General features: G+C 61.4%; 16 protein-coding genes. 8 read left to right on the forward strand and 8 right to left on the reverse strand.

Going from position 1 to position 25011, the window contains the following annotated elements:
• Positions 1-27: 27 nt before the first annotated feature.
• From ychF to M3089_RS02275, 4 genes are all read right to left on the reverse strand, one after another.
• Positions 28-1128, reverse strand: a complete 1101-nt coding sequence (gene ychF, locus M3089_RS02265; protein ID WP_205106899.1) for a redox-regulated ATPase YchF — start codon at positions 1126-1128, stop codon at positions 28-30.
• Positions 1129-1404: 276 nt separating this feature from the next.
• Positions 1405-2394 carry a quinolinate synthase NadA gene (nadA, locus tag M3089_RS02270; RefSeq protein WP_249081512.1) on the reverse strand — a complete coding sequence of 330 codons (990 nt, stop codon included), beginning with the start codon at positions 2392-2394 and terminating at the stop codon, positions 1405-1407.
• A gap of 260 nt (positions 2395-2654) precedes the next feature.
• Positions 2655-2786, reverse strand: coding sequence for a hypothetical protein (locus tag M3089_RS15790; protein ID WP_262922140.1), 132 nt, complete (start codon positions 2784-2786; stop codon positions 2655-2657).
• A gap of 249 nt (positions 2787-3035) precedes the next feature.
• A complete protein-coding gene (locus M3089_RS02275; protein ID WP_249081513.1) occupies positions 3036-6029 on the reverse strand; it encodes a fibronectin type III domain-containing protein in 2994 nt (997 codons plus the stop codon).
• A gap of 872 nt (positions 6030-6901) precedes the next feature.
• Here M3089_RS02275 and M3089_RS02280 point away from each other — a divergent pair.
• Positions 6902-8326, forward strand: coding sequence for an MFS transporter (locus tag M3089_RS02280; protein WP_205106893.1), 1425 nt, complete (start codon positions 6902-6904; stop codon positions 8324-8326).
• 126 nt (positions 8327-8452) lie between these two features.
• The gene (locus M3089_RS02285) at positions 8453-9427 is read left to right on the forward strand and encodes an aldo/keto reductase (RefSeq protein WP_249081515.1); all 975 of its coding nucleotides are present in this window, start codon (positions 8453-8455) and stop codon (positions 9425-9427) included.
• Positions 9428-9730: 303 nt separating this feature from the next.
• Here M3089_RS02285 and M3089_RS02290 read toward each other — a convergent pair whose 3' ends face one another.
• Together M3089_RS02290 and M3089_RS02295 are read right to left on the reverse strand one after the other, a co-directional pair.
• The gene (locus M3089_RS02290; protein ID WP_249081517.1) at positions 9731-10747 is read right to left on the reverse strand and encodes an ABC transporter ATP-binding protein; all 1017 of its coding nucleotides are present in this window, start codon (positions 10745-10747) and stop codon (positions 9731-9733) included.
• Positions 10748-10890: 143 nt separating this feature from the next.
• Positions 10891-12477 carry a glycoside hydrolase gene (locus M3089_RS02295; protein ID WP_249081519.1) on the reverse strand — a complete coding sequence of 529 codons (1587 nt, stop codon included), beginning with the start codon at positions 12475-12477 and terminating at the stop codon, positions 10891-10893.
• A gap of 381 nt (positions 12478-12858) precedes the next feature.
• Here M3089_RS02295 and M3089_RS02300 point away from each other — a divergent pair, with 381 nt between their 5' ends.
• On the forward strand, positions 12859-14865 hold the full coding sequence (locus M3089_RS02300; RefSeq protein WP_249081520.1) for a helix-hairpin-helix domain-containing protein: 2007 nt from the start codon (positions 12859-12861) through the stop codon (positions 14863-14865).
• Positions 14866-15185: 320 nt separating this feature from the next.
• Here M3089_RS02300 and M3089_RS02305 read toward each other — a convergent pair whose 3' ends face one another.
• On the reverse strand, positions 15186-17015 hold the full coding sequence (locus M3089_RS02305) for an ABC transporter ATP-binding protein (protein ID WP_205106883.1): 1830 nt from the start codon (positions 17013-17015) through the stop codon (positions 15186-15188).
• 101 nt (positions 17016-17116) lie between these two features.
• On the reverse strand, positions 17117-18460 hold the full coding sequence (gene miaB, locus M3089_RS02310; protein WP_249081522.1) for a tRNA (N6-isopentenyl adenosine(37)-C2)-methylthiotransferase MiaB: 1344 nt from the start codon (positions 18458-18460) through the stop codon (positions 17117-17119).
• A 289-nt stretch (positions 18461-18749) separates the two neighbouring features.
• Here miaB and M3089_RS02315 point away from each other — a divergent pair, with 289 nt between their 5' ends.
• The 5 genes from M3089_RS02315 (at position 18750) to M3089_RS02335 (ending at position 24954) form a co-directional block, all read left to right on the forward strand.
• Positions 18750-19907, forward strand: a complete 1158-nt coding sequence (locus M3089_RS02315) for a MalY/PatB family protein (protein WP_249081524.1) — start codon at positions 18750-18752, stop codon at positions 19905-19907.
• Between the two features lie 365 nt (positions 19908-20272).
• Positions 20273-21784, forward strand: a complete 1512-nt coding sequence (rpoN, locus tag M3089_RS02320) for an RNA polymerase factor sigma-54 (RefSeq protein ID WP_205106877.1) — start codon at positions 20273-20275, stop codon at positions 21782-21784.
• Complete coding sequence (locus M3089_RS02325; RefSeq protein ID WP_205106875.1) at positions 21781-22398, forward strand: phosphatase PAP2 family protein; 618 nt, start codon at positions 21781-21783, stop codon at positions 22396-22398. The genes rpoN and M3089_RS02325 overlap by 4 nt, the downstream gene beginning before the upstream one ends.
• 19 nt (positions 22399-22417) lie before the next feature.
• A complete protein-coding gene (gene purE, locus M3089_RS02330; RefSeq protein WP_205106873.1) occupies positions 22418-22924 on the forward strand; it encodes a 5-(carboxyamino)imidazole ribonucleotide mutase in 507 nt (168 codons plus the stop codon).
• Positions 22925-23013: 89 nt separating this feature from the next.
• The gene (locus M3089_RS02335; protein ID WP_249081525.1) at positions 23014-24954 is read left to right on the forward strand and encodes a 4-hydroxy-3-methylbut-2-en-1-yl diphosphate synthase; all 1941 of its coding nucleotides are present in this window, start codon (positions 23014-23016) and stop codon (positions 24952-24954) included.
• Positions 24955-25011: the final 57 nt, after the last annotated feature.

Consider the following 25011-nt stretch of genomic DNA (forward strand, 5'->3'; position numbering starts at 1 on the left):
TTTATGGTTGTAGACTTGGCGTACAGGCTATACGTTGAATCGGAAGTGCATGATGTCGCCGTCCTGCACAACGTAGTCCTTGCCCTCTATGCCCAGTTTGCCGGCCTCGCGCACGGCAGCCTCAGAGCCATACTTTATGTAGTCGTCGTACTTTATCACCTCGGCGCGTATGAAACCCTTCTCGAAGTCGGTGTGGATGACGCCCGCGCACTGCGGCGCTTTCCACCCTTTGTGGTACGTCCAGGCCTTCACTTCCATCTCGCCGGCGGTGATGAAGGTCTCGAGGTTGAGCAGGGCGTAGGCCTTCTTTATCAGCCGGTTGACGCCACTCTCGGCCAATCCGAGCTCCTCGAGGAACATCTGTTTGTCGTCGTACGACTCAAACGATGCAATGTCTTCCTCTGTCTTGGCGGCTATGACCATTGCCTCGGCCCCCTCCTCGGCGGCAATCCGCTCTATGCGCGCGCTGTAGTCGTTGCCGGTCTTGGCCGCCGCCTCGTCGACGTTGCACACGTAAAGCACCGGCTTGGCCGTGAGCAGGAACAGGTTGCGGGCCGCGTCTTGCTCCTCCTTGGTGTCAAACTGCACCGTGCGGGCGTTCTTTCCCTGCTCCAGCGCAGCCTTGTAGGCCTCGAGCACGGCCACCTCGGTCTTGGCCTCCTTGTTGCCCGCGGCCGCCACCTTCTGCTGCTTGGCCAGCCGCGCCTCTATTGTCTCAAGGTCCTTGAGCTGCAGTTCGGTGTCGATAATCTCCTTGTCGCGCACGGGGTCGATGGTTCCGTCGACGTGGGTGATGTTGTCATCGTCGAAACAACGCAGCACATGTATTATGGCATCGGTCTCGCGGATGTTGCCGAGAAACTTGTTGCCGAGCCCCTCGCCCTTGCTTGCCCCTTTGACCAGGCCGGCTATGTCTACAATCTCGCACGTGGCGGGCACGATACGGCCCGGGTGCACTATCTCGGCCAGGCGGGTAAGGCGCTCGTCGGGCACGGTTATCACGCCCACATTGGGCTCGATGGTACAGAAAGGAAAGTTGGCTGCCTGCGCCTTGGCGCTCGACAGGCAGTTGAAAAGCGTCGACTTGCCCACGTTGGGCAGGCCCACTATACCGCATTTTAATGACATCTATTATATTGTTTAAATGGTTTCAGTGTGCGAAGTTACAACTTTTATCCGACATAAGCCCACTTGCCGGCGCCATAAATGGCCGTGCGGGCTGTTTTATCACTATATTATGGTATTGCGGCCAACGGCACGGAGCGACGTAATGCCGCCGGCCACATATGCCGCCACCGGCCGTGGCGTGCGGCGCCGATGCCTTTGCATGCTCCGGGGGCCACGCCCGCGCCAACGCCCGGCTACAGCTGCGGCAGCGGGGCCGGGTGGGCGCGGGCATCGCCCTCAGCTCAGGCTGAGCATGCGCTCGATGGGCTTCACTGCCTCGCGGGCCACTTCCGGGTCGACGTCGACCACGGGCCACTCATACTTCAAGGCATTGTACAGCTTGAGCATGGTGTTCATCTTCATGTAGTCGCACTCGTTGCAGGAGCATCCCAGCGACCCTTCGCTTATCTCGGGCGGCACGGGCAGGAAAGTCTTGTCGGGGCATGAGCGCTTCATCTCGTGCAGTATGCCGGCCTCGGTGGCCACGATGAACTCTTTGTCGGCCGACTTCTTGACATACTCCAGCATCACGGCCGTCGACCCAACCACGTCGGCCAGCGCCAGCACGGGGCCCTTGCACTCGAGGTGGGCCAGCACCTTGGCACCGGGATGGGCCTGGCGCAGCTTCACCACCTCGGCCACCGAGAATCGCTCATGCACGTGGCAGCCGCCCTCCCAGAGCAGCATCTGCCGCCCCGTGACGCTGTTGATGTAGGCCCCGAGGTTGCGGTCGGGCCCGAAGATGAGCTTCTCGTCCTTTGGGAAAGAGTCGACAATCTTCTTTGCGTTGCCGCTCGTCACCACCACGTCGGTGAGCGCCTTCACGGCAGCCGTGGTGTTGACATAGCTCACCACCTTGTATCCCGGGTGCTCGTCCTTGAACTTGCGCAGGTCGTCGGCGCGGCAAGAGTCGGCCAGCGAGCACCCCGCGTTGAGGTCGGGGGCCAGCACCTTCTTGTCGGGACTTAGTATCTTGCACGTCTCGGCCATGAAATGCACGCCGCACATCACTATGATGCGCGCGTCGGTCTCGGCGGCCTTGCGCGCCAGCGCCAGCGAGTCGCCTATGAAGTCGGCCACGTCTTGTATCTCTCCGCGCGTGTAGTAGTGGGCCAGTATTACGGCCTTCTTCTGCTCGCACATCTTGCGTATCTCGGCACTAAGGTCGGTGCCGGCCGGTGCCGGCTCGTCGATGTAGCCTTGGGTTGTCCATTCCTTTTTCACCATTGCATAAAAATTATTATACGTTTTTTCTTTCCTTTAAAAACTGAAATGTTCTGTATGATATGCTGTTGATATGTTGAAAACTTTCCGTCGGTTTTCTTGCGTATTCCAATGTCAACGTCTGTGCAGCGGTTGCCAACATCAGTTGTTGATTGTTTTTTGCTGATTATTAGCGCCATCGTAGGTTTATCAACAATCCGGCATTACGGTGCAAAATTAATAAGTTTATATCTTTTTCTGCCAGAAAAGCGTTGAAAACTTAATCAAAAGCCTTTGATAAGTGTGTTGATATGCCCATGTCCGGGGCCTTGGTGTGCTTGTTGTTGATAAGTCGGTGTGGTTTCAACACACTTATCAACGGGGTTTTCAACATAGTTATCAACATAGTTTTCCACAGGCGCAGGCCTTGTTGCAAGTCTTTGCGGGCGGCGTTGCGGCAAGGCGTGTGGTCGTTTGCCGGGCCATACGGCGCCGGCGTGAGAGGGGCCTGCGGCGACAGCGTTCCCGAATGGGCCGTATTGCGGTGCGAAACGGGCCGTATTGAGATGCCAAACGGCCCGTTCCACAATGCGGAACGGGCCGTTCTGTGTTCAGCCGTTGCTGCCGTAGCTTTCCATGTTGTGCGTGCAGCCTGGCAGCCTGGCTCACCTGGTGGCCTTACGTGTGGTTACTGTGCCGTCGGCAAAGGTTGTCTTCACTATGTAAATGCCCTTGTGCGGCACGTTGTCGAGCCTCATTCCCTGCATGTTGTAATACTCGGTGGCGGTGGGTTTGCCGCGGCCGCCGTCGTTGCCTGTGCCCTTTATGGCCGACGCTATGTCGAGCTCGTCGACCACCCAGCGCAGCCTGGTCCTGTCGGCCGGCCATGCAAAGGCTATCGACCCTCCCTTGCCGTCGGCGTCGGGCGTGCCCACGTTCAGGCATCGGTTGTTGTCGGGCGATGTCTCGATGTAGAAAGCATGCTTCCCGTTATCGTCCTTGGCGTAATAAGGGTATACCGTCACGGGCTCGGCCGACAGCGTGCCGGCTATGCGCAGGTATGTGCCCGTCTTGGTGTTGCTGATGTATGCGCAGCCGCCGTCGCCCGGTTCGATGTTCCATTGTGCCTCGGGCATGGCGCTCACGGGGTCGGCCTGGCCTGCGGCTATCTGCTCTTCGCTCAGCCCTACGATGAACACGAGCGAGTCGGTGATGCCGTCTTCTTTCTTTACCGTGGCCAGGTAGCGCCGCTCCACCTGCGCCGTGGCGTCGACGGTGCTTGAGTTGCTTATCGTGCCATAGCTGTAGATGTTGTGCACTTTCTTGCTGTCGTAGCCCGCAAGTGTCATTATGCGTGCCCCGTCGAAAGCTTTCCGGGCTGCGGCCATGGCCTCGGCTGCAGCGTCTACTTCGGCCTGCGTGGCGTTGCCCGCGGCTGCCTTGCCGGCCGTGGCCTTGGCTTCGGCTATGGCGGAGGTGAAGTCTGAGTATGCCTCTTCGGGGTAGCCGAGCGTCACGTTGCCCACGGTGGCCTCGGCGGCGGCCAGCTCCGCTGCTGCTATGGCGTCGTCGAGGGCGCTTGTGTAGAGCCCGAGCAGCGAGGCGTCGAGCGAAGAGAAGGTGAAGGCCATGTCGGCCCGGGCTATCGTTCCGTTGCCCCATATCCAGTTGTCTTCAAAGGTCACGGGCCTTAACTGCTGCCCTTTGTTCTGCGGACTGTTTATCCTGAACATGGCAACTTGCCCCTGCAGGCCCGACTGGGCCACGGTCTCGTTGGTTGAGAACACTATTTCGAACGGCGCGGCCTGGGCCACAGCCGTCACGCGGGCGCCGTCGCCTACGGTCTCTGTCGACGGGTTCAGGTATTCTCTCGTGGCGTAGTTGCGTATGTATACCTGCCCTTCGCCCTCGCTTGCCGGCGTTATCTCCCACAGCAGGGCCGGGTTGTTCCACTCGAAGTCGGTGGTAGAGCCCAGCGTTCCGTCGGAGTTGAAGGTGAGGTACTTGGGCGCCCCGGCATAAGTGGTGCCCGAGTTGTAGGGCACAGTGCCGTAGTTTATTATCCTGTAGAGCCTGCCCTCCTGCGGCACGAAGGCCTCGGTGCCGGCCGGTACGCCCCCCGCCGGCCTCATGTGCTCGTCGTTTACCGACACGGCGGCCGAGTAAAGCGATTGCTCATCGCCCTTGACAGCCTTCAGCCTGAAGTAGTACACCTGCCCTTCCTTCAGCCCCTGTATGGTGGCGGTGGTGGCGTTGCCCTCCACTTCGGCTGCGGTAGTGTAGTCGACGCCGTTCTCCGACATCTCCACCACAATCTTGTCGGCCCCCTCTTCGGCGTTTTTCCACGTCAGCACCACCGTGGTGGGGTCTTTCAATGTGGCGGTCACGGCCTGCGGATACATGATGTAGTCGCTCTTGTGGGCCAGGCTGTTCACGTAGTCCTCTATGTTTGTATACCCGTTGCCGTCGGCATCGCCGTTGGCGTCGGCCTTGTCCGGGTCGGTGCCGTTGGCCTTTTCCCATTCGTCGGGCATGCCGTCGCCGTCAGAGTCGGCCGGGGCGTCGGCTCCGGCCAGCGTGCCTATTCCCCCAACGTCCTGCTCGTTGGCGATGAACGCGCCCTTGGTGCCGAGCGAGGCGAGCTGTTCTATTATGCGCAGGTCGTGGCTGTCTCTCACCCTCGACGCCCCGGCGTGCTCCATCACGGCATAGAATGCGTCTTCGGCCGGCTCGAGGTTCATCGGCGCCTGGCACTTCAGGTTGGGCTGCTGCATGGGCGTTGCCCCGTTGTAGTCGGTTATCAGTCTGCCGTTGAGCTTGCCGTCGCGGTTGTCGTCGGTATAGTTGCCGGTGCTGTACAGGTGGTCAGTCTCTGTCCATTGGTCGAAATACTTGTTCGACGAGCCGCTGCTCGGGCCCGTGATGAAGTAGTTGTTCATCACGTCCTGGTAGTTGTCGGCCGCCGAGTGGCCTCCCACGATGCCGATGCCATAGTTGTACACCACGTTGTTATAGTACTGCAGGTAGCACTTCATCTTCGGGTTTCGGCTCTTGTTGTTGGTCCACAGGCAGTGTGATATGGTCCAGTTGCGCGTTCCGTCGGTAATGGCCCCAAACCGTTGCGGCTCTATTCCCTCGCTGATGATGCAGTTTTGGTAAGTTATGTTGTTCGCGTCCTTGATGTGAACGTTGTCCCACCGTCCCCACGAAATGGAGCAGTGGTCGAGTATTACGTTGTCGCAGTAGTCCATGGTCAGCGTGCATTTGTCTTCAGGCATGCTTATGCTGCCCCTCATCCTGATGTACCTCATTATCACGTTAGAGCTGTTAGACATTATCACGCGTCCGCCGTAGATGGTTATCCCCTCTCCCGGCGCGGTCTGCCCGGCTATGGTCAGGTTGCTGGCAATGGTCAGGTTCTGCCCTGTGATGTCTATCACTCCGCCGACATCGAACACAACCGTGCGGTTGGGTTGGCTCACGGCGTCGGCCAGCGAGCCAGGCCCCGATGCGTTGAGGTTGGTCACGTGTACCACTGTTCCTCCTCTTCCGCCTGTGGCATAGGCCCCGAATCCTTCGGCGCCGGGGAATGCCAGCTGTTGCGAATTGGCCTGGGCACACATCATGAGTGCAGGCAACATTAATAGACTTTTCTTCATTTTACTGGTTGTTTTTGTAGTTTTGTGATATTGTGAATGTTGTTTTGGTTGTGGGTACGTTCGTTTCAGGTTTGCCTTTTTAAAGCCAGCCGCTGCTTGTTGCTTTTGTTCGCCAACCCAAACAGGCCGTAGGCCGGCTTGGTGTTTGTTTTTTCAGTTGCGCCGGTCGGGCATGGCGCATTGCCCGTGTCGGCTGCGTCCCGGTTGGCCCTTTGCCTCGCCGTGGCCCGCCGAGCCTTTGGCGGGGGCTGCGCTGGGGCGCCATGCCATCGGCATGCAGCTGTTTCCGCCACTGCATCACTGTTTGGATTGGATGGTGCAAAGATAGTTATTAATCGTGTAAAATGCCCACTTTTTACGCATGAAAATTCTTTTTGTAGTATAATATGTTCAATAATCCCATTCCGACATGGTTTTGTCAAACGGTGGCGAGTATTGCCCGTAGCGTCGGGATGTATTGAAAAAAACATCGGGAAAAGCCACGTTGATTGCCGTTGCATACGTGGTGTGACCCTACTATGGCGGTAAATGCTTTTTACAAAATGCCCATTGCCTGCTGCCTCCGCCGAAGGTGTCTTGCAAAACGGCCGTTTTCGGGTTGCAATTCGGCCCGTTTTGCAGCGTGAAACGGGCCGAATTGAAATGCCATACGGGCCGTTTTGTATTTTCACGGCACACAGGCCCGGATGCCGGGGCAAGCAGAGGGGGCCCGTGCCGCGGCCATGCGGTAGGCTTGGCGGCCCTCAGTCTATCAGTGCTCCGTGCTCGGTGGATTGTCAAACCTTTCTTTCCAGTCAATTTGTTTGTGTGTGTTGGGCTTTCTTTATAATTTTGCACGGTATTTAGGATTGTAGATATAAAAAAGTGAGGTTATGGACAAAGAAAACACAAAAGCAGGGTCTGACGGCCAGGGCAGGCTGCGCATAGAGGGCAACCTCGAATGGGACGGTTTGCACCGCCCACGCATCTACTACGCCATGGCGGCCACGTTCTGCGGCCTTTTCCTTGCCGTGCTCGACGGTACGATATGCAACGTGGCCCTGCCGAGCATGGCCTCGCAGCTCGGGGTGGCTTCGGAAGACTCCATCTGGATAGTCAACGCCTTCCAGCTGGCGGTAATGATGCTCCTGCTTCCGTTTGCCTCGATGGGCGAGCTGTGGGGTTACAAGCAGGTTTACGTGCGCGGCATAGTGGTGTTCACGTTCGGTTCGCTGCTGTGCGCGCTCTCGCCGTCGTTCGCCATGCTTGTCATTGCCCGCGTGGTGCAGGGAGTCGGGGCAGCGATGATGATGAGCGTGAACACGTCGATGGTCAAGCTCATCTACCCCAAGCGCCGCCTGGGCGAGGGGGTTGGGCTCAACGCCACCGTCGTGGCCATAGCCTCGGTGGCAGGGCCTACGCTCTCGGCCGCCATCCTGGCCGTGGCGCCATGGCCGTGGCTGTTTGCCATCAACGTGCCGGTGGGCATACTTACGTTTGTCATGGCCCGCAAGCATCTGCCCGACAACCCCGTGCGCGTGGTCGGCAGGACGTTCAACTGGCGCGAGGCCGTGCTCAACGCCGCCACGTTCGGACTGTTCATAGGCTGCGTCGAGGCTTACTCTCACGACGTCGAGCCGCTCATTGTGCTGCTGGGGGCAGTGGCCATGGTGGCCGTGGGCTTTGTCTACGTGCGCATGCAGGTAGGCAAGAAGTACCCCATGCTGCCGCTCGACCTGCTCAAGATACCCATCTTCACCACCTCGGTGGCCACGAGCGTCATCTCGTTCACCGCCCAGATGCTCGTCATGGTGGGCATGCCGTTCATGCTTGTCACCACTTTCGGCTACAATGCCGTGGGCACCGGACTGCTCATGACGTCGTGGCCGCTGGCCATCATCTTCGTGGCGCCGCTGGCGGGATGGCTCGTGGGACGCGTACATCCGGGCATACTCGGCGGCATCGGCCTGTCTATGCTCAGCGTGGGGTGCTTCCTGCTGTCGTTCATACCGGCCGACACCGACCACTTCGGGCTTGTTTGGAGGCTCATGTTGTGCGGTGCCGGCTTCGGGTTCTTCCAGTCGCCAAACAACCATCTGCTGCTAAGCTCGGCCCCGCCGCAGCGCGCCGGCAGCGCCAGCGGCATGCTGGCCACGGCCCGCCTGACCGGCCAGACGCTCGGCGCGGCCCTCGTGGCCATGCTCTTCCATCTGTTCGGCCCCATGGCGCCCCACGACGCCATGCTCCTGGCGGGCTGCCTTACGGTGTGCGGGGCGGTGTGCTCGTGCCTGAGGCTGAAGGAACGGATGGCCGGGTAAGTGGCAGTCAGGGGCCTGACCGTTGACTACCGCTAACTTCTTATAACTTCTTATAACTCCCGGCAAAGGGTTTTTCTCGCATATTTTTAGTAAGTTTGCCGTGCTTAACGCAAAGACATAAAGACAATGGAAAAGTATATTGCAGACGAAAAGAGATATGCCGGCGGCATGGAATACAACCGTTGCGGACGCAGCGGGGTGCTGCTGCCCAAGGTGAGCCTTGGCTTCTGGCATAATTTCGGGGGCATCGACTATTACGGGCGCAGCCGCGCAATTGCCCGATACGCTTTCGACCACGGAATAACACACTTCGACCTGGCCAACAACTACGGCCCTCCCTACGGCTCGGCAGAGCTTACCATGGGCCGGATGATGGACGAAGACTTCCGTCCTTACCGCGATGAGCTGTTCATAAGCACCAAGGCCGGCTACGACATGTGGCCCGGGCCGTATGGCAACTGGGGCTCGCGCAAGTATCTGATGGCAAGCCTCGACCAGAGCCTCAGGCGCATGAAGATAGACTATGTTGACCTTTTCTACAGTCACCGCTACGACCCTGAGACGCCGCTCGAGGAGACCCTGCAGGCCCTTGTCGACATTGTGCGGGCCGGCAAGGCGCTCTATGTGGGCATATCGCGCTGGCCGCTGGAGGCGCTCAAGGTGGCCGTGAAGTACCTGCGCGAGCGCGACACGCCTCTGCTCATATACCAGGGGCGGCTCAACCTGCTCGACCGTGCGCCGCAGGATGAGGGCATCACCGACCTGTGCGAGAAGGAAGGCGTGGGCTTCATCTCCTTTTCGCCGCTGGCACAGGGCCTGCTCACCGACAGGTATCTCAACGGAATACCCGACGACAGCCGCATGATGCGCGACCACTTCCTGAAGCGCGACGTGCTCACGCCCGAGCTTCTTGAGCGCCTTCGCCACCTCAACGCCGTGGCCGAGAGCCGCGGCGAGACGCTGGCCGAGATGGCCCTGGCGTGGATATTGCACCAGAAGGGCGTGACGTCGGTGCTTGTCGGTGCAAGCAGTGAGGAGCAGTTGCAGAAAAACCTGAAGTGCATCGCTGCCGAGCCCTTTGCCGACGGGCAGATTGTTTGACGCCTGTAGGCAGGCGGCATCAAGGCCGCGGGCCCTGTGTGCGGCCGTGGGCTTGCGCCTGCGAGGCTGGAAATATGTTTTACACCTGCATGCCTTTCATGGCCGCAGAGGCCATTTCATGATTCAAAACAGGCCGTCCGGCATTCCCGGACGGCCTGTTTTGCATGGCAATGCGGCCCGTTTTGCACTGCCGTTTTGCCCTTGTTGCCAAGTTGCTGTGTGTCAGTGGGTTGGCCGTTTGCCGACGATGGCGTCGCAATAGCGAAATCATTTTACACAAATATCTATTGTATTAGCCCGGCGTCACTGCTGTTGCCTGTTCCGGCACAGCGCCCTCATCACCTCGGCAATGGTGGCGGCATGTTGCAATCCGTTGCCCATGCGCATGACGTATCCCCCTTCGGCCACCTCGACCTCTGGCGTTGCGCCGCATTGGTCGGCCGGTTCGATGCCGTTGCGCCGCAGGGCCTTGCACAGCATGTCGTAGCGCCTGTCGCGCAGTCCGCCCACGGTGGTGGCCGTGGTAGTGGCGTGGTTCATCACAAACAGGCCCGTGGCCGTGTCAAACACTGTGTCGCCATGGCCGAAGAAAGCCTCCAGCCGCCCGTCGAGGGCCAGGTCTTCGGGGGCCCCCGTGGCCAGTTTGCCGCCGTTGTCCATGAGCCACAGCGTGTCGGCCGCCTGCAGGGCGAGGTCGAGGTCGTGCGTCGACATAAACACAATCTTGCCCGTCTCATGGCTTATTTGGCGCAGCAGCCGCATCACCTCGGCCTTGCTCGTGAAGTCGAGGAAGGCCGTTGGCTCGTCGAGCAGCATCACCGGCGTCTGTTGCGCCAGCGCCTTGGCTATCATGGCCTTCTGCCTTTCGCCGTCGCTCAGGCTGGCCACCCTGCGCCGCGCCAGCTCCCCTATGCCCACGGTGGCCATGGCCCGGTAGGCCACGCGGCGGTCGTCGTCGGAGCACCGCCCCCAGAAGCCGGTGTAAGGCGAGCGTCCCAGTGCCACGAGCTCGGCCACGGTCATGTTTCCCGTGTCGGGTTTTTCGGTGAGGACTATGCTCACCGTGCGCGCCATCTTGGCCGCAGAGTATTCAGACATGTCCTTGCCGTCGATGCTCACCGCCCCCGACAGCTTGGGCAGAAACCCCGCCATGGTGCGCAGCAGCGTCGACTTGCCGGCCCCGTTGCGGCCCAGCAGGCATGTCAGTTCGCCTCCGCGCACGGTGGCGCTCATCCTGTGGCCTATGGTCTTTGCCCCGTTGCGGGTCTTGTATCCTATGCTCAGGTCGGCTATCTCTATGGTGTGCACTGTTGTTGTCATGCCTGCAAAGGTAAGCAATGTTGGTTTCAGGCGGGCCACAAGTCCGGTTAAAAGGAGTTAACACACCTGTGCGGGGCCTTTGCCGCGCCAAGGCCTCCGGCTGGGGCGGTTGCCCTGGTTGCGTTGCAGGCCTGCTCCGGGCCTCATTGTTGGGGGCTGCTGCCGGGTTGGCATACAAACGTGGTAACCGACCGCGGCGCAAGTTCCGTGCTGCCCAGGGTGGTGCCTATGGGCGCGAGGCTCTCGGCCGAGATGTCCGACGTGCGGTACATGGCCCACGATGCAGCCTTCCGGCCGCCCAGGGCTATGCCGAACGGCCTGGCGGTGTCGGCGTAGTTGATGGCCACCACCACCCAGCTGCCGTCGGTGTTGCGGTATGCCGAGCACATCACCCCGTAGGCGTCGGTGTCGCCCCCGGCCACCACCGAGCCGTCGGCAGCCGTGGCGCAGATGTCGTGGCGCACAGCCCCGGGGCGCACAAAGCGGCTGAAGTTGCCGATGGCCCACATCAGCTTGGAATCGGCCGCCCATCCCGTGGCCATGCCGTCGCTGCCGTACAGGCGTATCAGTCCGTCGCGGTAGTCGCCTCCGGCGGCCCTCCACCACGACCAGCTGCAGGCGTTGCCGTAAACCATGTCGTGGTGGATGACGCGCGCCACGTAAAGGGCCGTCTTCATGCTGAAGTCATATCCGCCACCGCCGCCTATCTCAACGTCGTTCGACATGATGCACAGCTCCGTCTGCCAGTAGTCAACCCCGAGCCTGCGGGCGGCGTCGCGCAGCCGCATCCTTATGTTTCGCATGGTGTCTGTGGGCGTGTTTGTCCAATAGCTGTGGCCTGCTATCACCGGCAGCACGCTGCGGCAGCGGCCCACGTAAGTGTCGGTGCTGTCCTTGGAGAACAGCGCCCGCAGCTCATTGGCCCTCTGCCAGTCGGTCATGTGGGTGCCCAGCAGGCACCGCAGGTCGCTGCTTTCGTTGACAAGTATCTTGGTCTGCAGCCCGGCCTTGCCCAGGCGGTTGTCAAGGCAGCGCACCACGCGGGCCACTTCGCGGTTGGTTGCCGGCGTGCCTTCCTGCTTGGGGCCGAGCCAGTTCCAGTGTCCGTCGGGCTCGTTCAGCGGCGATATGTAGTCGACGGTCACGCTGTCATATCGCTCAAGGCCCTCGATGGCCGTGGTGACGAACGCGGCAAAGTCGTCGTAACGGTCGCTGCCGAGGTTCAGTGTGCCGCCCCTGCCGGTGTTGGTGGCCAGCTTGTTCTGCGTGAGATACACCGGCGGCGAGTTGAGGAAGGCCAGAATATGCGGCACGCCGCGCTCCCGTGCCAGCCTCAGGAATTGGCGTTCGGCCTGTTGCTTGGCCGGGTTGAACTTGCCGTCGGGCCCTACCATGCACTCGGTGCGCGTCGACGGCTGTATCATCGAGGCCTCGCCCTGCTCTTCGCTGCCCGCCCCTATGTTGAATCTCCACAGGCTCAGCCCTATGCCCTTGGGCTTTCCGGCCTCGTCGCAGTCGGTCGAGAAGAGCCAGTCGGCCACCTTCCTCTGCTCCGCCTCGGGCCACCGGCCCACATACTTCATGCTCCATGCGTCGGAAGCGCCGAAGTGCAGCACCGTCTGCCGGGGCTTGTCGGTTTGTATTGTGTAGGTGGCCACGCTGCCGCCGGCAGCGCTTGGCATGGCGGCAAGCAATGCAAGTGCCGATGCTGTGATGGTTTTTGTTGTCATTTATGGTTTGTTTTAAGTTTTGTCGTCGGTGGCATGGCATGGCCGTGCTTGCACGTCGGCAACAGGCATCGGTATTCGTCTGCCGCCGCCACGTCCCCTTCGGCTGTGGCGCGGGGCGTCGTTAGGCCGGTCCATTCATCCATTCAACGCCGCATTTCCGGCTGCGCAAAGGTAAGTATTGTTGTCGTTAGTGCGGGGAGACGGGTGGTTAAAAGGAGTTAACCCGGGAGATTCGTTGCACTATCGCTCCCATGCGGGCCAACGTCCATTGGCCGATGGTTCCGTTGCAGCTTAGTTTTAAGGTGAAAGCGACGTGTTTGCGGCGGATACATACAGCATATTTTTCGTAACTTTGCCGATGGTATATAACAATGTTTCATCATGGGTGGATTGGCAAGCCGAGTGGCGGCGGCGATGGTTGCGCTGCTTTTGGCCCAGCCGTTGCAGGCCGGCGGCGGTGGCGGTTGGGAAGAGTGGCTCGACGACATAGCGGCGTTTGACGACTGGTCGGCCGGCGACAGGGAGCAGGCCTACGACATGCTGTGCGACCTTGAGGCCCATCCCCTTAACATCAACGCCGCCACCCGCGACGAGCTGGGGCGCTTGCCGTTTCTCACCGAGGCCCAGGTGAGCGACATTCAGGAGCACATCTACCGCCACGGAGCCATCAGGACGATGGGCGAGCTGCAGCTCATAGAGAGCCTGGACTATGCCCGCCGGCGACTGCTGCAGTGCTTTGCCTACGCCGGCGAGCCCCTGCGGCCGCCCCGGCCCACGGCCGAGTCGCTGCTCAGAGGCGCCCACGGCGACGTGACGGCCATGGTGAGCGTGCCCATGTACGACCGCCGCGGCGACCGCAACGGCTACCTCGGCTATAAGTACAGGCACTGGCTGCGCTTCGGCGTCAGTTCGGCAGGCAGGCTGAGGGCCGGCTTTGCGGCGTCGCAGGATGCGGGCGAGCCCTTCTTCTCGGGCAGCAACAGCATGGGCTACGACTTCTATTCATTTTTCATAGAGGCCCGTCGGCTGGGGCCCGTTGAGCGTATCGTGGTGGGCCGCTATACGGTTTCGTTCGGCATGGGACTGGTGGCCAACACCGGTTTCAGCCTCGGCAAGCTCTCGGCGCTGGCCACCATGGGGCGCGCCCCGGCCGGAATACGGGCCACGGCGTCGCGTTCGGAGGCCTCATACCTGCAGGGGGCGGCCGTGACGCTGAGGCTGTCGGACGCCGTGAGCATGAGTGTGTTTGCCTCATACCGCGCCCACGACGCCACGCTCAACGCCGACGACGGCACCGTGGCCACCATCGTTACGTCGGGATACCACCGCACCAAGGCAGAGATGGAGAAGAAAAACAACACCCACTCGGCAGCGGCGGGCATAGACGCGCGCTTTGCCAAGGCCGGTTTCCACGCCGGGCTGACTGCCGTTTACACCCGATACGACCGCGACCTGCGCCCCGACACGGCCACGCTCTACCGCCGCCACTATGCCTCGGGCAACGACTTTGCCAACATCGGGGCCAACTACGGCTATGAGTCTCGCGCGTTCAGCGTGGGCGGCGAGACGGCTGTCGACCGGCGTGGGCGCGTGGCCGCCATCCACCGGCTTGGCGCCCGGCTGTCGGAGGCAGTGAGCCTGGTGGCAGTCCACAGGTTTTATTCATACCGATACACGTCGGTCTATGCCAACAGCTTCAGCGAAGGGGGGCGCGTGCAGAACGAGAGTGGCATATACGCCGGAGCTGAATGGCGGCCGGTAGCGCGGCTCAGGCTCGCGGCATACGCCGACCATGCCCGCTTTGCGTGGCCCCGCTACCGCGTGTCGTGGCCGTCGGCCGCCACCGACGCCATGCTGTCGGCTGCATACGACGCCGGCAGCTGGGCCCTTGGCGCGCGCTACCGGCTGCGCCTGCGCAAGCAAGACAACAGCCAAAAGACGGGCCTTGAGAGCCGGACGGTGCACACGGCGCGCGTGGCCCTGGACATTGGCGTTGACGGCAAGTGGTCGGGGCGCACGCAGGCCGACATGTCGCTGGCGGGCCACGGCAGCCTTGACCGCGGACTGATGGTGAGCCAGGGCGTGGGCTTGAGGCACGGGTGGCTGCAGGCCGACGCCTTTGTGGCCTACTTCAACACCGACAGTTACGACAGCCGGCTGTATGTCTACGAGCGCGGCATGGCTTACAGCTTCTACATGCCGGCCTACCATGGTCACGGCATGCGCGGCTCGCTGATGGCCCGGGCCGACGTGGGCAAGAGGCTGATGGTGGCGGCCAAGGTGGGCATGACGGCCTATTTCGACCGCGACACCATAGGCAGCGGCTACAGGCAGGTGGACGGCAGCACGATGGTAGACATCGACCTGCAGGCCCGGTGGAGTTTCTGAGCGTTGTGGCCCGTGCCGTTTCTTTTTATTACAAAATGGTGGATGAATTTACCATCGTCACGTTTCGCCCGGCAATGCGGGCCGTTTCATGCGGCCGTATGGCCCGTTCGGCATTGCCGTTCGGCCCGTTTGGCGCGGCGAAATGGCCGTTGGCGCAACGTGCTGTCAGCCAAATGGTTGGCGGGAATGGCAACCGCGGTAGCATATCTTTACAAAAACGAGGCCGTTTGACGGCAGTAAATGCAATCGTGGCTGTGCCGTATTCCAACAGCACAGCCACGATTCAACATATAGTCCGGGCCCACGTGTGGGCCGTGCCTCTACAGGCTCTGCATGTCGTTGAGCTTCTTGTAGTATCCTCCGGCGGCGAGAAGCTCCTCGTGGGTGCCCCGTTCCACAATCTCGCCCTCGTGAATCACGTATATCTCGTCGGCGCTCTTGATGGTCGACAGGCGGTGGGCAATGGCCACGGTTGTGCGCGTCTTCATGAGCTTCTCGAGCGCATCCTGCACCAGCCGCTCGCTTTCGGTGTCGAGGGCCGACGTGGCCTCGTCGAGTATCAGTATGGGCGGGTTCTTCAGTATGGCCCTCGCTATGCTCACGCGCTGCCGCTGCCCGCCCGACAGCCGGCTGCCACGGTCGCCGATGTTGGTGTCGAAGCCATGCTCCGATTCCGTTATGAAGTCGTAGGCATTGGCTATCCGGGCCGCCTCGTCAATCTGCTGCTGCGTCGCCCCGGCCACCCCGAAGGCTATGTTGTTGCGGAACGTGTCGTTGAAGAGTATGGCCTCCTGGTTCACGTTGCCTATGAGCTGCCTCAGGTCGTGTATGCCCAGGTCTTTGACATTGACCCCGTCGATGAGCACCTCGCCCTCCTGCACGTCGTAGTAGCGCGGTATGAGGTCGACAAGAGTAGACTTCCCGCCGCCGCTCTGGCCCACCAGGGCTATCGTCTTGCCCTTCTCTATGGTGAGGTTGATGTGTCGCAGCACCCACTTGGTGTCGTATTTGAACGACACATCGCGGAATTCAATCTTGTGGCGGAACTCGCTGATGCGCACCGGGTGGTCGCTTTCGCGTATGGGGTTCTCGGCCTTGAGTATCTTGTTGATGCGCTCCATCGATGCCAGGCCCTTCGGAATGTTGTACCCCGCCTTTGAGAACTCCTTCAAAGGGTTGATGATGCTGTACAGTATAACGAGGTAATAGATGAACGTCGGGCCCGACAGCGTAGAGTTGTTGAGCACGAGAATGCCCCCGAACCACAGCACTATCACAATCATGACCGTGCCCAGGAACTCGCTCATGGGGTGGGCCAGCTGCTGCCGTTTGTTCACTCTCATCACGCTGTTGCGCTGCCGGTCGTTGACGTCGGCAAAGCGCTCGTTCATCTTTTCCTCCGCGCAGAAGGCCTTGATGATGCGCAGTCCGCCCAGCGTTTCCTCCACCTGGCTCATCGTGTCGCTCCATAGTGCCTGCGCCTCCTTGGAGTTCTGCTTCAGCTTGCGGCCCACGTTGCCCATCACCCAGCCCATGAGCGGCACGATGGCGAGCGTGAACAGCGTCAGCTGCCAGCTTATGAAGATGAGCGTCGAGAAGTATGCTATGATGAGGATTGGGTTTTTGAAGAGCATGTCGAGCGACGACATGATGGAGCTTTCCACCTCGTTGACGTCGCCGGTCATGCGGGCTATGATGTCGCCCTTGCGCTCGCCTGAGAAGAATCCGAGCGGCAGCGACGTTATCTTTCTGTAGAGCAGGTTGCGTATGTCGCGCACCACGCCCGTGCGCATGGGTATGATGGCGGCCGACGAGAGGAAGTAGCACCCCGTCTTCAGGAAGGTGGCGAAGGCCAGGAACAGCCCTATGCATAGCAGGGTGGTGCTCGGCCCGATGTCGGCAATCATCCGGTTGACGTAGAAGTTCATGTTGTTCATCAGCACATCCTTCACGTTGGCGTCGCCGAATGCCATGAGCGACGTTGCGCTCTTGGCCTCGCCTGTCTTGAACAGAATCTGCAATATGGGTATGAGTGCCGCAAACGAGAAGATGTTGAGCACCGCCGAGAGAATGTTGAACACTATCGACTGCACCAGGTACTTCTTGTATGGCGGTATGAAGCGGCGCATTATCAGCAGGAATTCCTTCATGATTTGCTTATGGTTGGGGTTGTCCGGACGTGTCCGGGGTTATGTCTTGTAGTTGCTTTTGCAGGCGGCGGCCCGTCGGGTCGGGCCGCCGCAGGTGTTTGTCAGCCGGCCACCTCTTCGCCGAAGAGCGTGGCGCTGGTGCTGCCGGTGATGCGCACGCGCACCGTCTGGCCCACGTGGTGGTTGCCCTTTGGCAGCACCACCACCTTGTTTTGCTCCGTACGGCCGAACAGTTGCTCGCGCGAGCGCTTGCTGAAGCCCTCGATTAGCACGTCGAACTCGCGCCCCTCGTCGCGCCGGTTGGCCTCGGCCGACATCTCGGTCTGCAGTTCGATGAGCTCGTTGAGGCGCCGTATCTTCACCTCTTCGGGCACGTCGTCGGGCAGGTGCTTGGCCGCGTAGGTGCCGGGGCGCTCGCTGTACTTGAACATGAAGGCCGAGTCGTAGCCCACCAGGCGCATCAGGTCGAGCGACATGCGGTGGTCTTCTTCGGTCTCGCTATGGTATCCCACGAAGATATCGGTCGAGAGGCCGCAGTCAGGGACTATCCGGCGTATCGCCTCCACCCGGTCGAGGTACCATTCGCGGGTGTACTTGCGGTTCATCAGCTTCAGTATGCGGTTGCTTCCGCTCTGCACGGGCAGGTGGATGTGGCGGCACACGTTGGGCATCTCGGCTATCACGCGCAGCGTCTCGTCGCTCATGTCCTTGGGATGCGACGTGGTGAAGCGCACCCTCATGCCCGGGGCGGCCTCGGCCACGGCCCTGAGCAGGTCGGGGAAGCTCACGGCCTTGCCTCCCTCGGGGCTGCCGTCGGCAGGTGTTTCATACCTGTACGAGTTGACGTTCTGGCCGAGCAGCGTCACCTCTTTGTATCCTCGGGCCTGCAGGTCGTGCACCTCGCCGATGATGCTCCTCAGGTCTCGGCTTCTCTCGCGGCCCCTGGTGTATGGCACTATGCAGTAGTGGCAGAAGTTGTTGCAGCCCCTCATGATGCTCACGAAGCCCCCCACGCGCGCCGTGTGCAGCCTTTGGGGCACCACGTCGCGGTAAGTCTCGGTGGTGGAGAGGTCTATGTTGATGGCCTTGTGGCCTGTCTCGGCCTGTGCTATGAGGTCGGGCAGCGACATGTAGGCGTCGGGGCCGGCCACGAGGTCGGCGTGGTGGTTTTGCAGCAGGTCTTCCCTGACGCGCTCGGCCATGCAGCCCAGCACGCCTATTATCATCTTGTGGCCCTTGCGCCGCTCGGCGTTGAGCGTGTCGAGGCGGCCGTATATCTTCTGCTCGGCGTTGTCGCGTACGGAGCAAGTGTTGAGGAACACGGCGTCGGCGTCGTCAATCCGCTCGCAGACTTCGTAGCCGGCCATCTGCATGACGGCGGCCACCACCTCCGAGTCGGCCACGTTCATCTGGCAACCGTAGGTCTCTATAAACAGTTTTTTCATCGTTTCTTTATCGTTACGGCGGCAAAGTTACAGTAAAATAAGTAGCTATCAAAATAAAAGGCGCATAAAAAAAGCGATGCGGGTTGCACCATCCGTAAATGCGATACGCGCTGTTTGGCAGAAAATGACTAACTTTGCAAAGGCCAAGCGGCGCGATGGCGGGGCATGGCCGGCGGCCCCCGCGGCTGTTGCCCCGGGCCCGGCAGTGGGCGATGGGCGCGCTCGGTGGCGTGCGGAGTGGCTAACTACGCACGGCGGCAAGGCATAACTTAACCAACAGACAGCATATATGTACTACAATTTTGACGAGCTTATCCCCCGCAGGGGAACCAATTCTTACAAGTGGGACTCGGCACCCGGCGGCGACGTGATACCGATGTGGGTGGCCGACATGGACTTCCGCACGGCTCCGCCCGTGGTCGACGCGCTGCGGCGCAGGGTGGAGCACGGTGTGTTTGGCTACGTGAAAGTGCCCGAGGCTTACTACGACGCCGTGGCCGGATGGTTCGGGCGGCGCCATGTCTGGCGCATAGAGCGCGAATGGATACTGTACACCTCGGGCGTGGTGCCTGCCGTGTCGGTGGTGGTCAAGGCCCTGTGCGAGCCGGGCGACAAGGTGATTTTGCAGACGCCGGTGTACAACTGCTTCTTCTCTTCGGTGCGCAACAACGGGTGCGAGGTGCTGGAAAACCCGCTCATGAACAACGGCGGGCGCTACACCATGGACTACGACGACCTGGAGCGCAAGGCTGCCGACCCGAAGGCCCGGCTGCTGGTGCTCTGCAACCCCCACAACCCCGTGGGCCGGGTGTGGACGGCCGAAGAGCTGGAACGCCTGAACGACATCTGCCTGCGCCACGGGGTGAGGGTGCTGTCGGACGAGATTCACTGTGAGCTGGTGTACCAAGGCCATCGCTACACGCCGTTTGCAGCCGTATCCGATGCCTGCCTCGGCAATGCCATAGTGGCCAACTCGCCGTCGAAGTCGTTCAACACGGCCGGGCTGCAGATAGCCAACATCATATCCAGCGATGCCGAGACGCGGGCCAGGATAGACCGGGCCATCAACATCAACGAGGTTTGCGACGTCAACCCCTTCGGTGTCGAGGGCCTCATGGCGGCCTACAACGAGGGCGAGGGGTGGCTCGACGCCCTGTGCGACTATCTTTGGGGCAACTACACCGAGCTGTGCCGGTTTTTCGCCGACAGGCTGCCGCGGCTGCGCGTGACCCCGCTCGAGGGCACATACCTGGTGTGGGTAGACTGCCGCAGCCTTGGCATGACGTCCGACGAACTGACCGACAGGCTGGCCGCCGAGGCCCGCGTGATGGTGAACAGCGGTACCATGTACGGCTCGCCGGGCGAAGGCTTCATACGCATCAACATAGCCTGCCCGCGCAGCCGAATGATGGAGGGCCTCGGCCGCATAGCCTCTGTGCTGGGCTGACGCACGGATGTGGAGGCCGATGTTGCATGATGGCATAACGCTCTGTAAGGCAGGGTTTTGCAGAACGTGCCGTTTGGCTTTGCAAAACGGCACGTATTGAACCACAAAACGGCCCATACGGCATCCCCGTATGGGCCGTTTGGCAATGGCGCGCCACAGGTGGCGGCCCCCGCCATGGGCACGGCCGGCCCGCCACGGGCCCCGCGCCAATCAAATAAATATCACGTTTTCTTTTGCTCTTTAAGCTAATTGCACTAACTTTGCACGAGATTAGGCACGGCCGGAAATATGACAGCAGGTTAAAATTGCCGCCGCTTGCGCAATCTTTGCATACGACTACACATACTCATACTACAGACAATATTATGGCTCAAGGTCAGGTTCAGGTTCAGAAACAGGAACAGGCGCTAAAGCAGACGCAGGCCATCACGCAGCAGCAGATGCTGCAGTCGCACCTCGTCGAGCTGCCGATAAACCAGCTGCTGGAGCGCATCAACACCGAAATGGATGACAACCCTGCGCTCGAAGCCGAGCCGCAGCCCGACGCCGACGCTGCCATCGACGGGCGCGCCGACGACGGGGGCGACACCGACGCTGCCGACGACGACTACGCAGCGCAGCACGAGAGAGAGGAAAGGCAGTCGGCCCTCGACGAGGCGCTGGCCGGGATAGGCCGCGACGACGAAGACCTGCCCGTGTACCACGGCGGGGCGTCGACGGCCGAAGAGCGCGAGGAGATGGTATACGGCGACACCGTGTCGTTCTACGACGAGCTGAAGGAGCAGATGGGCGAGACAGACCTCACCGACCGTCAGCGCACAATCATGGAGTACCTGATAGGCTCGCTCGACGACGACGGGCTGCTGCGGAAGTCGACAGACAGCATCGTCGACGAGCTGGCCATATACCACGGCACCGAGACCACGCCCGCCGAGGTGGACAGCGTGCTGGCCCGGCTGCAGGAGTTCGACCCCCCCGGCATTGGCGCCCGCAGCCTGCAGGAGTGCCTCATGCTGCAGATAGAGCGGCGCGACGACTCGCGGCTCAAGAGCCTCATGCGCGAAGTGGTGAGCCGCCACTTCGACGAGTTCACCAAGAAACACTGGGACAAGATACAGTCGTCGCTCTCGCTGACCGACCTGCAGGCCGAGACGCTCATCCGCGAGCTGCGCAAGCTCAACCCCAAGCCGGGGGCGTCGATGGGCGAGACCATTGGCCGCAGCGTGCAGCAGATTACCCCCGACTTCATAGTAGACACGCAAGACGACGGCACGGTGACATTCACGCTCAACACGGGCGACGTTCCCGAGCTGCGCGTGTCGCAGTCGTTTGTCGACACCATGCGCCAATACCAAGACAACAAGGGCTCGATGAGCCGGCAGATGAAGGAGGCGCTGCTGTACACAAAGAAGAAGGTTGACGCCGCACAGGGATTCATCGAGGCCGTGAAGGTGCGCCGGCGCACGCTCACGCTGACCATGCAGGCCATCATCAACTGGCAGCACCGCTTCTTTGAAGACGGCGACGAGGCATCGCTCCGACCCATGATACTCAAGGACATTGCCGAGAAGACAGGGCTGGACATATCCACCGTGTCGCGCGTCACGGGCAGCAAGTATGCCCAGACGCGCTGGGGCACGTTCCCGCTGCGCCATTTCTTCAGCGACAGCTTTGTCACCGAGAGCGGCGAGGAACTGTCTACGAGGCGCATAAAGGCCGCCCTGCGTGACATCGTCGATGCCGAAGACAAGCGCCGCCCGCTCAGCGACGACGCCCTGAAAGACGAGCTGGCAAGCCGCGGATACCCCATAGCGCGACGCACAGTGGCCAAATACCGCGAGCAGCTCGGCATACCCATAGCACGACTACGCAAATGAAACACCGCAACCTGATTATTGCCGCAAGGGTGATAAGCCTTGTCTTCACACCTTTCTACCTGCCGGTGGTGGGCCTCACGGCCCTCTTCGTGTTCAGCTACCTGAGCCTGCTGCCATTCAGATACAAGGCGGCGGTGGTGGGGCTGGCCTATCTCTTTACCGTGCTCGCCCCTACCCTGCTCATCCACGCATACAGGCGGTACAACGGCTGGACGCCCGTGGAGCTCGGGCGCAAGGAGCGCCGCATGGTGCCATACGTCATTTCGATAGCCTGTTACTTCGCCTGCGTCTACCTGATGGAGCGGATGCACATACCAAGGTTCATGGGCGGCATACTCATAGCGGCCCTGCTGATACAGATAACGTGCGCCGTCATCAACGCATGGTGGAAGATAAGCACCCACACGGCGGCCATAGGGGGCGTGGCGGGGGCGCTCTTCGCCTTTGCCGACATATTCGGCTTCAACCCCGTGGGCTGGCTCTGCGGCGTGTTCATGCTCGCCGGGCTGCTCGGCACGAGCCGGATGATACTCAGGCAGCATACGCTCGCACAGGTGGTGGCGGGATTCTGGGTGGGCTTTGCCTGCGCCGTGGTGGGCATACTCTTTGTATAACGAACTTAAACAACATAGCATGGAACCATTAGTAAGCATCATCATGGGCAGCACGAGCGACCTGCCCGTAATGGAGAAAGCCTGCAAGCTGCTCGACGAGATGCAGGTGCCGTTTGAGGTCAACGCCCTTTCGGCCCACCGCACTCCCGACGCCGTGGAGGCATTTGCGCGCGGAGCGAAAGGCCGTGGCATCAAAGTGATAATAGCAGGGGCAGGCATGGCCGCCGCGCTGCCGGGCGTAATAGCCGCCTCGACCACGCTGCCGGTCATCGGGGTGCCCATCAAGGGCATGCTCGACGGGCTCGACGCAATGCTCAGCATCATCCAGATGCCACCGGGAATACCCGTTGCCACCGTAGGCGTAAACGGAGCGCAGAACGCCGCAATACTGGCCGTCGAGATGCTGTCGCTGGCCGATGCCGGCCTGGCCGGGCGCCTCGAGGCATACAAGAGCGGCCTGAAGGCCAAGATTGAGAAGGCCAACAAGGAACTGGCCGAGGTGAAATACCAATACAAGGTGAACTGAAGCACCCCCGGGCCAAGCATGCCCTGCTGCCGTGGCAAGGGGCTCGCTTGGCTTTGTCGCGGGGCAAACCTCATTTTAAAATGCACACAATGACAGACTTGTTCAACTACCGCAGGCGGCAGACCACCGCCGTGAGCATAGGCAACACGCCCCTGGGCGGCGAATGGCCCATACGCATTCAGTCGATGACCACCACACCGACTACCGACACCGAGGCCTCTGTGGCACAGGCAAAGCGCATAGCCGACGCCGGGGGCGAGTACGTCAGGCTGACCACACAGGGCGTGAAGGAGGCCGAGAACCTGCGCAACATCAACGCCGCGCTGAGGGCAGAAGGATATGAGGTGCCCCTCGTGGCCGACGTGCACTTCAACCCCAAGGTGGCCGAGGTGGCCGCGCTGTATGCCGAGAAGGTGCGCATCAACCCCGGAAACTACGTCGACCCGGCCCGCACGTTTAAGAAACTGGAGTACACCGACGCCGAGTATGCCGCCGAGTTGCGCAAGATTGAAGAGCGGTTTGTGCCCCTGCTCGACATATGCAGGCAGAACCACACAGCCCTGCGCATAGGGGTGAACCACGGTTCGCTGTCCGACCGCATCATGTCGCGCTACGGCGACACGCCCGAAGGCATAGTTGAGAGCTGCATGGAGTTTCTGCGCATCTGCCGGCGCGAGCGCTTCGACGACGTTGTAATATCCATCAAGGCCAGCAACACTGTGGTGATGGTGCGCTCGGTGCGCCTGCTCGTGGGCGCGATGGAGGCCGAGGGCATGGCCTATCCGCTGCACCTGGGCGTCACCGAGGCGGGCGAGGGCGAGGACGGCCGCATAAAGAGCGCCGTGGGAATAGGCGCGCTGCTGGCCGACGGCATTGGCGACACCGTGCGCGTGTCGCTCAGCGAGGAGCCCGAAGCCGAGATACCTGTGGCCCGCCACCTTGTTGACTATGTGACGGCCCGCGCCGGCCACGCCCCCATACCGGCCGAAGAGGCCCCCGGATTCAACTGGGTGAGCCCCGCCCGGCGGCATACGCGGCGCGTGGGGCGCGTGGGCGGCGACGCCGTCCCGGTGGTGGTGAGCAGCCTTATCGGCGGCAAGGCACCGTCGGACGCCGACTTTGTTTACATAGGCGACGGCTCGGCATGGGCCGGCGAGGCCGACTGGACTGTGGACGGGCGCACCGGCGGCGGTGCAGTTGACCCATTGCCGGGCGCTGCCCCCGCAGTGGCCGCAAGGCGTAAGGGCCCGGCCCTGCTTGCCGACTTCAACGTTTGGGCCGACCTCAGCGCCGCCCATCCTGAGGCAGAGATATACCCCGTGTTCCCGCATACGGCCCTGCCGTTTGTGGGCATGGCCGACGCTGCGGTGAAGTTCATCGTGTTGCAGTATGGCGTTGCGGCCGACGAATACCTGGCATGCCTCAAAGCCCACCCCGAGGCGGTGGTGGTGTGCGTGGCAAACAACGCCAACAGGCTCGGTTCGCAGCGTGCGCTGGTGCACGAGATGATGGCTGCCGGGGTGGAAAACCCCGTGGTATTCTGCCAGATGTACCGCCACGGGGCCGACGGCAAGGGCGACTTCCAGATAGAGGCTGCCGCCGACATGGGTGCACTCATGATGGATGGGCTGTGCGACGGCATCTGGCTGATGAACGACGGTAGCCTGCCCCAGGCCGACATCGAGGCCACGGCGTTCGGCATACTGCAGGCCGCACGCCTGCGGATGACCAAGACCGAGTACATCAGCTGCCCCGGATGTGGCCGCACGCTCTACGACCTGCGCTCTACGATAGCGCGCATCAAGGAGGCCACGGCGTCGATGACGGGGCTTAAGATAGGCATCATGGGGTGCATAGTCAACGGCCCCGGCGAGATGGCCGATGCCGACTACGGTTACGTTGGCGCCGGGCGCGGCAAGATATCGCTATACCGCCGCAAGGAGTGCGTGGCCAAGAACATACCCGAGGAGGAGGCTGTCGAGAGGCTGCTTGCCCTCATCGAGGCCGACCGCCGGGCCTCGGCGCAGTGACGGCCACGGCCCGTGGCCATGCCATGCCGGTGGCATGGCGGGCGCCCGTGGCTGCAA

The sequence above is a fragment of the Marseilla massiliensis genome, from assembly GCF_023336985.1.
Classification (GTDB): domain Bacteria; phylum Bacteroidota; class Bacteroidia; order Bacteroidales; family Bacteroidaceae; genus Prevotella; species Prevotella intestinigallinarum.